Origin of the sequence: Solibacillus sp. FSL K6-1126 (assembly GCF_038003445.1) — a bacterium.
GTDB classification, from domain to species: Bacteria; Bacillota; Bacilli; order Bacillales_A; family Planococcaceae; genus Solibacillus; species Solibacillus silvestris.
Map to the genome: position 1 here is coordinate 440112 of NZ_JBBOPD010000001.1, position 12675 is coordinate 452786.

The 12675-nt window shown below is 40.9% G+C and carries 11 protein-coding genes; 9 read left to right on the forward strand and 2 right to left on the reverse strand.

Going from position 1 to position 12675, the window contains the following annotated elements; genetic code table 11:
* Positions 1-10: 10 nt before the first annotated feature.
* The 9 genes from MHH44_RS02140 to MHH44_RS02180 all read left to right on the forward strand — a co-directional run bounded on the left by MHH44_RS02140 (position 11) and on the right by MHH44_RS02180 (position 10429).
* Positions 11-874 carry a branched-chain amino acid ABC transporter permease gene (locus MHH44_RS02140; RefSeq protein ID WP_008406200.1) on the forward strand — a complete coding sequence of 288 codons (864 nt, stop codon included), beginning with the start codon at positions 11-13 and terminating at the stop codon, positions 872-874.
* Between the two features lie 4 nt (positions 875-878).
* Entirely contained in the window at positions 879-1904 is a 1026-nt protein-coding gene (locus tag MHH44_RS02145; protein WP_340734557.1) for a branched-chain amino acid ABC transporter permease, read from the forward strand.
* Entirely contained in the window at positions 1901-2905 is a 1005-nt protein-coding gene (locus MHH44_RS02150; protein ID WP_340797661.1) for a 3-oxoacyl-ACP synthase, read from the forward strand. The genes MHH44_RS02145 and MHH44_RS02150 overlap by 4 nt, the downstream gene beginning before the upstream one ends.
* A gap of 1 nt (position 2906) precedes the next feature.
* The gene (gene phaZ / locus MHH44_RS02155; RefSeq protein WP_340734559.1) at positions 2907-3806 is read left to right on the forward strand and encodes an intracellular short-chain-length polyhydroxyalkanoate depolymerase; all 900 of its coding nucleotides are present in this window, start codon (positions 2907-2909) and stop codon (positions 3804-3806) included.
* 16 nt (positions 3807-3822) lie between these two features.
* A complete protein-coding gene (gene fabG, locus MHH44_RS02160) occupies positions 3823-4554 on the forward strand; it encodes a 3-oxoacyl-ACP reductase FabG (protein WP_065217498.1) in 732 nt (243 codons plus the stop codon).
* A gap of 15 nt (positions 4555-4569) precedes the next feature.
* Positions 4570-6048: a class I adenylate-forming enzyme family protein gene (locus MHH44_RS02165; protein WP_340797662.1), complete on the forward strand. Its 1479-nt coding sequence runs from the start codon at positions 4570-4572 to the stop codon at positions 6046-6048.
* 137 nt (positions 6049-6185) lie between these two features.
* The gene (locus MHH44_RS02170; protein ID WP_340734562.1) at positions 6186-8288 is read left to right on the forward strand and encodes an MMPL family transporter; all 2103 of its coding nucleotides are present in this window, start codon (positions 6186-6188) and stop codon (positions 8286-8288) included.
* A gap of 102 nt (positions 8289-8390) precedes the next feature.
* Positions 8391-9059 (forward strand): response regulator transcription factor, encoded by a 669-nt coding sequence (locus tag MHH44_RS02175; RefSeq protein ID WP_039966977.1) that lies wholly within the window; start codon positions 8391-8393, stop codon positions 9057-9059.
* Positions 9056-10429, forward strand: coding sequence for a sensor histidine kinase (locus MHH44_RS02180; protein WP_014824906.1), 1374 nt, complete (start codon positions 9056-9058; stop codon positions 10427-10429). Before MHH44_RS02175 ends, MHH44_RS02180 begins: the two co-directional genes overlap by 4 nt.
* 57 nt (positions 10430-10486) lie before the next feature.
* Here MHH44_RS02180 and MHH44_RS02185 read toward each other — a convergent pair whose 3' ends face one another.
* A complete protein-coding gene (locus tag MHH44_RS02185) occupies positions 10487-11422 on the reverse strand; it encodes a carbohydrate kinase family protein (protein ID WP_340797663.1) in 936 nt (311 codons plus the stop codon).
* Positions 11423-11913: 491 nt separating this feature from the next.
* Positions 11914-12675: a malonate transporter subunit MadM gene (gene madM / locus MHH44_RS02190; RefSeq protein ID WP_340797664.1), complete on the reverse strand. Its 762-nt coding sequence runs from the start codon at positions 12673-12675 to the stop codon at positions 11914-11916.

Consider the following 12675-nt stretch of genomic DNA (forward strand, 5'->3'; position numbering starts at 1 on the left):
GGGGAAGCGAATGGAACTAATAATCAGTTTAGCGATAAATGGACTAGCGACAGGAATGCTTATTTTCTTACTGGCAGCCGGATTGACGCTTATATTCGGGTTAATGGATGTACTGAATTTTGCGCACGGCGGACTGTTCGTATGGGGTGCCTATACAGGGGTATTCACGTATTTATGGAGCAACAGCTTTTTAGTCGGAATTGTTGTAGCGATTCTCACAGGCCTTGTTCTAGGATTTATTACGGAAAAACTTATTATTAAGCCGGTTTACGGAAATCACGTACAGCAGATTCTAATTACGCTCGGATTTATGCTCGTGCTGCAGGAAATGATTAAAGTTGTTTTCGGTCCAAATGGTGTACCTGTTAAAGTTCCTTCTTATTTGGCAGGCAGCTGGCAAATTGGCGATTTAACGATTATTAAATACCGGATTTTTATTATCATTGTAGGTTTTGCTTTATTTGGTGTTCTGTACTTTATATTAAATCGGACGAAAATCGGATTAGTCGTTCGGGCTGGGGTTATGAATCGGGAAATGACACAGGCCTTGGGTATCAACATTAAGCGTGTATTTTTAATTGTCTTTATGTGCGGCGCGGCATTGGCGGCATTAGGCGGAATGCTGATGGCTCCGTATTCAGGGGTTGTTTATGCGGAAATGGGAATGGAATATGCAATTTTAGGATTTATCGTTGTAGTCATCGGCGGAATGGGGAGTTTCCAAGGTTCATTGATGGCAGCAATTTTAGTAGGGCTTGCCGGAAGCTTTATGGCATATTATGTGCCGTTTTTATCCGTTGCGGTCAACATGATTTTAATGGCAAGTGTTCTGATTTTCCGTCCACAAGGCTTATTCACAGTTGCGAAGGGGTGATTCAATGTTAAAACAGCCATTAATTTTATCGAAAATGAATTTAGTATATGCAGTCGTAGTAGGAGTCATGGCCGTATTACCGTTTGTGCTGGATTCTCGAACGATGACGATTTTGTTAACGCAGTTTTGTATCTTTGCAATACTGGCGATGAGTTACGATATTTTACTAGGTTACACAGGTATTATTTCATTCGGTCATGCGATGTTTTTCGGGATTGGTGCATATACGACCGCAATTATGCTGAGCGATTATGGTCCGTCCATCGGTATTTTTGCTGCTTCGATTGTAGTCGGTATTGTGCTATCCGCCATTATTAGTGTAATAAGTGGTGCATTGACGCTTCGGTTGAAAAGTCACTTTTATGCAATGTTTACGTTAGCTATTTCAGGGTTGTTCTTAGTGTTGGCGGAAAAATGGCGTACGGTAACGAAAGGGAATGACGGGTTTACTTTCCGAGCACCGGAACTGTTCCGTGAGCGACTGTACTTTTACTTTTTAGTGCTCATCTGTCTAGTTGTCATTTTCATTTTACTGAAACGAATCGTTGCATCACCGTTCGGGAAAGTGCTTGTTGCGATTCGTGAAAATGAGCAGCGTACACGTTCCCTCGGGTTTAAAACGTTGGGGTACAAAATCATTGCTTCCGTTATTGCCGGTTCTGTTGCAAGTTTGGCAGGTTCGCTTTACGCCATATCGCTACGCTTTGTCAATACGAGTGTGCTGACGATGGATATTACGCTGGATGCACTGATGATGACGATCATCGGAGGAGTTGGAACATTAATCGGACCGATCATCGGTGCAGGCGTCATCGAATTTGCGCAACATTACTTATCAGGTCTTGCAAGAGACTATCCGATTTTTGAACGTTGGATTATTTTCTTCGGTATTTTGTACATTTTAGCGGTAATATTCTTCCCGCGAGGCATCGTAGGTACGGTATCAATGCGCTATCACGAGTGGAGGCTGAAAAAGGGGCAAAAAACAAAGGCATCCGTAAAGCTTCGTGAAAAGGAGATACAGCGATGATCGGGATAACTGGATTAGGAATGTATTTACCTGAAGGACGTATGACAGGTGCCCAAATTGCAGAAAAAGCAAATATTCCAACCTTTGTCGTTGAGACGAAAATGGGCATTATTGAAAAAGTAGTTGCTGGTCCAAATGACCATCCAGTTGAAATGAGTGTGAAAGCGGCGAAGGAAGCAATTTCCGAAGCGCAAGTGGATGCAAAAGATATTGATGTCGTCATTTATATCGGGGAAGAGCATAAAGAGTACCCGTTATGGACGGCTGCCATAAAAATTCAGGAAGAAATCGGGGCAGTGAATGCATGGGCATTTGATGTCCAGCTTCGATGCGGTACGGCCATTATGGCGATGAAAGTAGCAAAAAGTTTAATGCTTGCGGATGATTCCGTCAAGACGGTCCTGTTGGCTGGAGGGTACCGCAACCATGATTTTATCGATTATGAAAACGAGCGGACACGCTTTATGTTCAATCTAGGTGCAGGTGCGGGTGCCATGATTTTACAGAAAAACGCGGGCGGGCACGAAGTACTGGAAGCCTCGCTTATTACAGACGGTTCATTTTCGGAAGATGTTGTTGTTCCGGTAGGTGGCACAAAGGAACCGTTAACGGTTGATCATCTTCAGGAAGGCCGCTATATATTGGATGTTCTCGATCCTGAAGGCATGAAGCTTCGTTTGGAGCAGAAATCATTAAGCAATTTTTTAAAGGTAATTCGCCAATCGCTGCAGAAAAGTGGTTATAGAGAAGCTAATTTACATTATGTTGCGATGCTTCATATGAAAAAGTCTGCACATGACTATGTATTACAAGAGCTGGGGCTTTCAGAGGGTAATTCGATTTATTTGTCGCATTACGGTCATATCGGGCAAATCGATCAAATTTTATCTCTTTGTCTTGCGCGAAAGGAAGGGAACCTGCAGGAAGGGCAAATTGTTTCGTTAGTGAGTGCAGGTATAGGCTATGCATGGGGTGCGATTACAGTAAAATGGGGGGCTTAAAATGAATAAGCTGGACGTTTTGGCAAATGTGGAATTATCAAATGGTGAAACTTTAACATATCGGAAGCGAGAAGGCGGCGATGAACTTGTGCTATTAGTTCATGGCAATATGACAAGTTCGAAACATTGGGATTTGCTGATGGAATCAATGGATGAACGATTCACAATTTATGCGGTAGATATGCGCGGCTTTGGCGAATCCACGTACAATAAACGGATTACATCGATTAAAGACTTCAGCGATGATATTAAGCTTTTCGTTGATGCGCTTGAGTTGAAGAACTTTACAATCATTGGCTGGTCGACAGGCGGTAATGTGGCGATGCAGTTTTGTGCAGATTACCCGGACTACAGTAAAAAGCTCGTATTATTTGCTTCGGGTTCAACACGCGGGTATCCGTTTTATAGTTCAAATGCGGACGGAACACCGGATCTTACAAAGCGTTTAGCGACAATTGAACAAATTGAGCAGGATCCTGTGAAAACGATTCCGATGCAACAAATGTATGACACGAAAAACCGTGATGGCCTGAAGTTTGTATGGAACAGTGTGATCTATACACAGAACCAGCCGGACGAAGCGCGCTATGAACAATATGTGGATGACATGCTGACACAGCGTAACTTGGCGGATGTGTACCATGCATTAAATACATTCAATATAAGTGCAGTCGATAATGTAGTCGCAAGGGGAACGAATCAAGTGAAAGATATACACATTCCGACATTTGTTTTATACGGCGATCGCGACTTTGTAGTTACTGGGGCGATGACAACCGAAATTATCGAGGATTTTGCAGGCCAGGCACAAATAATGAAACTGGCAAACTGCGGACACTCGCCGCTAGTCGATTGTTTGGATGAAACGAAAGAGGCAATAGAGGAGTTTATCCTATCTTAAAAGGGGGCGGGACTATATGCGTTTAGCAAATAAAGTAGCAATTATTACAGGTGGTGCAGGTGGTATTGGCCTTGCAGCGGTAAAGCGTTTTTTGGAAGAAGGCGCAAAAGTGGCCATTGTAGACTATGACAAACAACAAGGTGAAAAAATGGAAGCAGAGCTAGGGGAAAATGTCGCCTTCTTTGCTGTTGATGTATCAAAACTCGCTGACGTAAAGGAAATGGTTGAGCAAGTTGTTGACCGTTTCGGCAAAATCGATATTTTGATAAATAACGCAGGGATTACCCGTGATGCAACGCTTGTCAAAATGAGCGAAGAGGATTTTGAGAAGGTTATTCAAATTAATTTAAACGGTGTTTACTACTGCACACAAGCAGTAGCTCCTCATATGATCGCACAAGGGTCAGGGAAAATTATCAGTACTTCATCGGTAAGTGGTGTATACGGTAATTTTGGTCAAACAAACTATGCCGCAACAAAAGCGGCCATTATTGGGATGACAAAAACTTGGGCAAAGGAACTCGGACGTAAAGGGATCAATGTAAATGCTGTTGCTCCTGGATTTACCGCAACGCCAATGGTCGAAAAAATGCCGGAAAAAGTGCTCCAGCAAATGGAGGGCATTACAAGTTTGCAGCGATTAGGGAAACCGGAAGATATCGCAAATGCTTATTTATTTCTTGCATCGGATGAAGCGAGTTATATTACAGGTCATGTTCTGCAAGTTGATGGCGGCATTATGATGTAGAAGGTGGGATGGCTAATGCAACAGGTGGACTTTTGGATTGCGAAACGAGCGGGCCAAACACCGGATAAAACGGCTTTAATTCAAATAGAAACAGGTGAGACGTGGACATATAAAGAGCTGATGCAGCATGCGAATGGATGGAGCAGCACTTTTTCCAAACAGCAGTTACAGCGGGGAGATCGTGTCGTAACGTTGATGGAAAATTCAATTGAAAGCTTTGCCATTTTAATTGCTTGTCGCTTGAACGAATTGATCTATGTTCCGTTGAATACAAAATTATCTATAGCCGAATTACAGGTGGTTTTATCCGATTGCACACCTGCTTTATTAATTACGGATGATACGCATTGTGAACGCGCAATGCAGCTTTCGCCAGCCAAGTTCTTAACATGCGGTAGCTCGGAATTAATTGAGCCTACTACATATAAGTGGCGTGATGAACCTCAGCTTCCATGGATGATGATTTATACAGGAGGGACGACCGGTAAACCAAAAGGTGTCGTCTTGTCGTATGAGGCTGTCACTACGAATGCGATAAATACCGTCATTAGCTGGGGGTTAAATGACAAGGACTGCACACTGAATTATATGCCCCTATTTCATACAGGAGGAATTAATGCACTTGCATTACCTATTCTTATGGCAGGCGGGACAGTAGTGATCGGCCAAAAGTTTGATCCGGAAAGAGCGGTTCGGGCAGTTGACGAATATAAAACGACCGTTTCATTGTTTGTACCGACGATGTACCAATCCATTATTGAAACAGACTATTTTATGCAGTCCAGTTTTCCGACAGTGAAATTATTTTTATCGGGAGGGGCACCTTGTCCAAAGCCTGTTTATGAGTGTTTCCTAAAAAGAGGGCTTTTTTTTAAAGAAGGTTACGGTTTAACGGAAGCAGGTCCTAATAACTTTTATATCGATGCAGAAATAGCGATGAACAAAAAGGGTGCGATCGGAAAAAGTATGCTTTTCAACGAAGTGAAAATTATCAATAAAGCAGGTCAGCTATGTGCAGAAGGGGAAGTTGGGGAACTTTGCTTAAAAGGGAGCCATGTTTTTACGCACTACTGGAAGAATGAAGAGGCGACGAGCCAAACATTCGAGGGTGGCTGGTTAAAGACAGGTGACTTGGCAAAGTTTGATGAAGACGGTGATTATTATATTGTCGGACGGAAAAAGGAAATGATTATAACGGGCGGAGAAAATGTATATCCGCAAGAAGTCGAACAATGTTTAATCGCCCATAAAGCCGTGCAGGAAGTTTCGGTTATAGGTATTCCAAATGAAAAATGGGGCGAATGTGTTGTAGCGTTTGTAATTTCTGGAGATCCGTCCGAGCAACTTAAATCTGAGCTTTTAAAGTACTGTAAAGAACGCCTCGCCAATTATAAAGTGCCGAAGCAAATTTATTTTCTCCAGGAACTTCCGAAAACAGTTGTCGGTAAAATTGATAAAAAGCAGCTTATGAATTGTGTGTTTATAACAGAATAAAGCGTATATACCGATGTTTAAAGGACCAAAATGTTGATAGGGACATTTTGGTCTTTTTTGAATCGATTTCCTAAGAAGTTTATATGAAGTTCATATAGCTCCTATATAATGCAGAAGTGTAAAAAAGGAGGATTTCGATGAACAAGTTATTAAATCCAATTACAGATTGGGTCTCAACAAAACGTGGGGCCTGGATTACGCTTATTGTATGGCTTGTGCTGATGATCGGGTTAAGTGCCGGTCCGATGCTGAGCGAATACAAAGTAACAAACTTCCAGTCACTGCCGGATGATGCGCAGTCAATTATCGCTGAAAATAAGTTGAGCGAGTATTTCCCGAACGATGAAGGTACACCAGGTATATTAGTTTTCCATAATGAAGATGGGGAAATTAATGTTGACAGTGTGAAAGAAATTTTAAATGCAATGATTGCGGAAGATATTGAAGGAATCGATCAGATTATCGATATTTCAACATTGCCTCCGCAAGCTTTAGAGGGCTTCAAGTCTGAAGACAAGACGACTATGATCGTGCCGATGACGCTGGAAAAAGGTCTTGGCAATTCAGAGTATGCGGAAATTAACGATTTTGCATCTGAAATTGGAAATGAAGCAGCTGAAAAAACAGGCGATACGAAGTTTTATATTACAGGTCCAGCAGGGATTGCCGGCGATACAGTTAAGCTGTTTGAACAAGCAGATTTACAATTGTTATTCGCGACAATCGGGATTATTTTAGTTCTACTAATTATTATTTACCGTTCTCCGCTATTAGCAATCATTCCATTGCTTGCAACGGTAATTGTTTATCAAGTAGTAAATCAGTCGGTTGCTTTAATGGGGGCAGCTGGTCTAGAAATTAATAATTCTACAACATCGATTATGAGTATCCTGTTATTTGCTGCAGTAATCGATTACTCGTTATTCGTATTCTCACGTTACCGTGAGGAATTAAACCATTACGAAAACAAATATGAAGCGATGAAATATGCGATGCGTGCAACTGGCGAGCCAGTATTTTTTGCTGGTGGTACAGTGCTTGCAGCAATGCTTGTTCTATTCTTCGCAGATTTCCGTGACTATCAAAACTTCGCGCCAATCTTTGGTACAGCGGTCTTTGTTATTATGCTAGGTTCCATCACATTAGTTCCCGCGTTATTCGCATTATTTGGCCGTAAAGCATTCTGGCCAAAAGTACCGAAATTCGGTGAATCAAAAGAAGTGAAACATGGAATTTGGGGAGCAATCGCCAAGTTTGTTGTGAACAAACCTTATTTATCAGGCGGATTAGTTCTGATTTTCATGATTATTACTTCATTAAATGTATTTAATTTAGAGTATGAATTTGACACGGTGAAATCATTCCCGGAAGAATTGCCATCCCGCGTCGGCTATGAAATCGTCGAGTCGCGCTTTGATAAAGGGGAACTTGCACCGACTTCCTTATTAGTTGAAAGTGAACAGGCTTTAACAGAAGAGCAAAAACAAGGTTTAATGGAAGCATTATTAGCCGAAGATGAAATAGCTTCGGTACGTTCATCGGCCGTTTCGGACGATGAAACAAAAATGAAATTATCAATGGCGTTTGATCTAAATCCATATGATCCGGAAGCAATCGATAAACTTGGAGAAATGCGTGACAACAGCGCGGATTATTTAGCGGCAGCCGGGATTAACGGTGAACTGCACTTTGCAGGAACAACGGCTAAATTGCTGGATGAGCGTAATGTAAACAACGCTGATATCATTAAAATTGTAGTTTTAGAAACGATTTTAATTTTAGTACTATTGTTTGTTCTTACGAAGTCTTGGAAAATGCCGATTTACATGATGGCAACAATTTTAGTGTCGTATTTATCGGCATTGGGATTAGGGTTATTCCTTGTCGACGTATTATTTGGCTACGATGCAATCAGTACGCGTGTACCTGTCTATGCATTTATCTTCCTAGTTGCGTTAGGTATTGACTATAATATTATTTTAGTGTCCCGATTCCTTGAAGAACGCAAACGTGCCACAGTAAAACAGGCGCTGGAAATCGCGATTCGCAATACAGGCGGTGTCATTTCATCAGCGGGTGTTATTCTGGCAGCGACTTTCGCGGCTTTAATGACGATGCCAATTGCCGATTTATTCGTATTCGGATTTATCGTCTCAGTAGGCATCCTTATTGATACATTCCTAGTGCGTGGTATGCTATTACCAATGTTGATATTAACATTTGAAAAAGACAAGAAGTAATGGTTAGATTGAGGGGCATCGAGTATTTCGATGTCTCTTTTTATGGATAGAATGAGAATAAATTTATATGTAATGGAACTTCAAATAAAAGGCGGTGATCCAATGCGGATATTAGTTGTAGATGACGATGCATTTATACGAAAATTAATCGGCATCCATTTGAAAAAAGAGGGATTCGAAGCACTGTTTGCAAGTGATGGTATGGAAGCGCTGAATTTATTACAGCAGGAGCCGGTAGATTTGGCCATTGTCGATGTAATGATGCCGAAAATGGATGGCGTAACATTGACGAAAAACCTAGCCGAAATCGGTGTGCCCGTATTGATGCTAACTGCCAAAACAACGCTGGATGATAAGGAAAAAGGGTTTTTGGCAGGGGCAGATGACTATATGGTGAAGCCATTCGAGCCGAAAGAACTGCTGTTTAGAGTACGTGCAATTTTACGCCGCTTTCAAAAAACTGAACGCAGTCAAATAAAGATCGCCAATATGCTCATTGACCGGCAAACGTATGAAGTAAAGGTAGGAGAACAAGTATCGTTACTGCCTTTAAAAGAATTTGAGCTATTAAGCATCCTATGTTCAAGACCGGAAGTCGTATTTACGCGAGACCAGCTAATGGAACAAGTGTGGGGCTATGACTATGACGGGGATGATTTCACACTGACAACACATATTAAGCGTCTACGCAGCCGGTTGGAAGAAGTGAATGCACAAGTGAAAATTCAAACTGTACGAGGAATCGGCTATAAAATAGAGGAATTGAAATGAAAACATTATACAGGCAATATATTGTCGTGACATTGACTGTAATTATTATAAGCATTACGATGTCCATGCTGTTAATCGGTCAAATTTATAAATCGCAAATCAGACCTGATACAGATGCCAAAAATTATGGGGTAGCACAGGAAGTACAGCAGATTTTAAAATCAATGCCAAAAGAAAGTGCTGATGCCTACTTTCAATCCATTGCAAAGCTTGGCTATCAAATAGGGGTCATCTATCCCGATGGAAATTTAGTTTCATACGGAAGTGCGTTTAAAAAAACAAATCTCACGCCTGAAATGTTAAGTATTATCGGTAAGGATGAAGTGTATCACGGCATTCGTGATTATTATGGTTCTTCTTACTTTATGAATCATTTCGCGAACGATATTAAAAATACAATTGGTGTGTCGTTTCAACTAGATGATGAGAGCTATGCCTTTTTCATACGGCAGGAAAATGCCACACTCTTTTCTGAAATGCATTTATTGATCGTTAGTTTTATTATTATTACCGCTGTCGTAATTTTATTGACGATGATTTTGCTTGCCCGTCAGATGGTAAGACCATTGAAACAATTGCAGCAGGCAACAAAGCAAATTGCCCTTGAAAATTACGATATTCAATTAACGATTGATCGGAATGATGAGCTTGGGCAGCTTGCAACACAGTTTCAAAAGATGGCTAATCGTCTTGCTGAAAATGATCAGATCAAGAAAGACTTCATCAACAATGTATCGCATGACTTTCAATCGCCTTTGCTCAATATTCAAGGCTATGCGAATGTGCTGAAGGATGCGGAAAATACGGAAGAAGAACGTGTACAGTATTTGGAAATTATAGAACAGGAAACAAAGCGACTTTCCGCATTAACAAAGCAATTGCTATTACTAAGCTCGCTTGACCAGAAAAACTTACCTGTCCAAAAAAAGACTTATTCATTAGATAAACAGTTGAAGGAACGGCTATTTTCAAAGCGATGGAAACTGGATGATAAGCAGATGGAGTTAGTATATGAGCTGGAGCCAGTTGAAGTTTTTGCAGATGAGCAGTTAATGGAACAAGTATGGGACAATTTGCTGTCAAATGCCATTCGTTACAGTGAGGACAAAGGGAAAATTATCGTAACCTGCAGTAAAAAGGACAATCAGATTTTTGTGACGATAAAAGATAACGGGATTGGTATTCCAGAACAAGCACTTGAAAAGGTAAAGGAACGATTTTACCGGGTAGACCCTTCGCGCTCGAGTCAAAGCAGCGGATTAGGCTTGGCGATCGTAACAGAAATCGTTAACCGACATGCGGGACAATTTGTTATTGAAAGTGAGCTTGGGAAGGGAACTAAAGTGACAGTTGTTTTAAATGTACAATAAATAGAAAGAGGGCGTGTTAAAGGGGAATTGAGACTTTTAACACGCCCTTTTTTATTATTAAAGTTCTTTTAATGAAGAGAGGGATTCGATTGCACCTACTTTTTCGCATACTTTTGATGCAGCACGGTTGGCGAATTCAATCGCGGTTATCCATTCATTAAACGAGAGATTTGTGTCTTCATATTTACTTAACTGATATAAAACAGCACCGACAAACGCATCACCTGCACCGGTTGTATCAACGGAATTTACGGGAAATGCCGGAACGGTTGTAATTTGCCCGTTTTGAATAAGCATTGTACCGGAAGCGCCTTGTGTAATGGCAATTGTTTTATCGTTTAACTGTGTCAGCCATTCAATTGCCTGTTCGAAGTTATCTGTTCTTGCGAATAATAACAGTTCTTCATTACTCATTTTAATGAAATTTGCAGCTTCAATAAAAGGTTCGCATTTTCGAATAAATTGTTCAGTATCATGCTTCCACAAGTCAGCCCGGTAATTCGGATCAAAAGAAATAAAATAATCTTGCATTAACATTGTTTGCATTAATTGCTCGTATGTTTTACTGAAAGGTTCGCTTAAAAGGGCAGTGGCTGAGCCAAAGTGAAACATATCGGATATCATTAGCTGCTGTAAATTCAAATCTTCGATACATAACGACTCATCGGCACCGCGATTGAAAATAAAATCCCGCTCCCCATCTTTCTGTCTTGAAACAAAGGCCAAAGTAGTAGGTGCAGACGAATCCATTATAAGCTGATCTGTATGAACACCTGCTTGCTCCAACGTTTGTTTCAAAAAGTGGCCAAATGCATCGTCGCCCACTTTTCCGCAAAAATATGCCTGTCCTCCAAGCATCGCGATGGTTGCTGCTACATTTGCCGGAGCACCGCCAGCCTGTTTTTCAAACGTTTTCGCTTCTATAATGGATACTTCCGTATGCGTTGTAAAAAAATCGATGAGCAATTCGCCAATACAAAGAATTTTTTTCATATCCGTTTCCTCCAAATATATGTGTTTCACTAAATTTTGGCATAAAATAACTAGAATTAAAAATATTTACCCTATGAGTTTATAAATTTAGGTTTCAAGTAAATTGTTGATAAATTGCATTGGCTTAACAGGAGTTGATTGGAATGGAGGGCGGCAGACTCCTGCGGGAACAGCGCGAGGGAGAGACAAGGAACAAAAGCTAAGAGCGCCACGTCCTGTGGCAATGCTTTTGTGACCAACATCGTGTTGGCCTCGCGCCCGCGGAAGGCGTCCGCCCGCAATGGAAATCAACGGATTTTATTGAAAAGCACGACAAAAAACGTGAGTACGGAAATGTACTCACGTTTTATCTTTTACTCATTTAATTACAATTTTAATATTCAGAAGGTGGATTTATCTTATAAAATTCTGGGGGAATGTTATAGAGAAAAATGTGACACCTTTTTGAAAATATAAAATTGCACCTTATATATCGAGTATGAATTATTAACTTACCAAATCATATCTGTTAAGATGAATAACAGGGTAGGGCAAAGTAAGCAGCCTAATCCTGTGTAGAAAGTAGCTGTAACGGCGCCATACGGGACCAATCGTACATCCGTTGCAGCTAATCCACCCGTAACACCTGAAGTAGTGCCCATTAATCCACCGTAAACCATTGCAGTTAATGGATTGTTAAGTCCAATGAACCTTGCAATAAATGGTGTACCTACCATTACTAATACCGATTTTACTAACCCTGCTGCAATACTGATTGCAATAACTTCTGAACTTGCACCTAATGCAGCTCCTGTTACTGGACCAACAATATAAGTAACTGTGCCGGCGCCGATTGTTGCAAGACTTACTGCATCTGTATAACCGAAAATAAGTGCAAAAACAATACCAACTACAAACGACAATGCTACACCGATAAAGAGTGATGAAATTCCGCGAATACCTGCTTTTTTAATTTCGTCAAAGTTTGCTCCGAAAGATGTAGCAACGATAGCAAAGTCACGAAGCATACTACCGCCAAGGAAACCGATTCCTGCGAATAATGAAATATCAGCTAAACCTTTAGTTCCTTCACTGTAAACTCCTCCGAAATAAGCTAATACTAATCCAAGAACGATCGCAATAGCGGAGCCATGAATAAGTCCCTTTGTTAATTTATTCGAAATCAAGTATGCGACATACATTGTAATACCGACAATGACGAATCCTGTGATTAAACCGTTAGATTCTAACGCAGTTTTAAGAGCATCCCACAT

Excerpts from the sequence above, each read along its gene's own strand:
- MHH44_RS02140 (WP_008406200.1), top strand. The coding sequence starts at position 11 with ATGGAACTAATAATCAGTTTAGCGATAAATGGACTAGCGACAGGAATG.
- MHH44_RS02145 (WP_340734557.1), top strand. The coding sequence starts at position 879 with ATGTTAAAACAGCCATTAATTTTATCGAAAATGAATTTAGTATATGCA.
- MHH44_RS02150 (WP_340797661.1), top strand. The coding sequence starts at position 1,901 with ATGATCGGGATAACTGGATTAGGAATGTATTTACCTGAAGGACGTATG.
- phaZ (WP_340734559.1), top strand. The coding sequence starts at position 2,907 with ATGAATAAGCTGGACGTTTTGGCAAATGTGGAATTATCAAATGGTGAA.
- fabG (WP_065217498.1), top strand. The coding sequence starts at position 3,823 with ATGCGTTTAGCAAATAAAGTAGCAATTATTACAGGTGGTGCAGGTGGT.
- MHH44_RS02165 (WP_340797662.1), top strand. The coding sequence starts at position 4,570 with ATGCAACAGGTGGACTTTTGGATTGCGAAACGAGCGGGCCAAACACCG.
- MHH44_RS02170 (WP_340734562.1), top strand. The coding sequence starts at position 6,186 with ATGAACAAGTTATTAAATCCAATTACAGATTGGGTCTCAACAAAACGT.
- MHH44_RS02175 (WP_039966977.1), top strand. The coding sequence starts at position 8,391 with ATGCGGATATTAGTTGTAGATGACGATGCATTTATACGAAAATTAATC.
- MHH44_RS02180 (WP_014824906.1), top strand. The coding sequence starts at position 9,056 with ATGAAAACATTATACAGGCAATATATTGTCGTGACATTGACTGTAATT.
- MHH44_RS02185 (WP_340797663.1), bottom strand. The coding sequence starts at position 11,422 with ATGAAAAAAATTCTTTGTATTGGCGAATTGCTCATCGATTTTTTTACA.
- madM (WP_340797664.1), bottom strand. The coding sequence starts at position 12,675 with ATGTGGGATGCTCTTAAAACTGCGTTAGAATCTAACGGTTTAATCACA.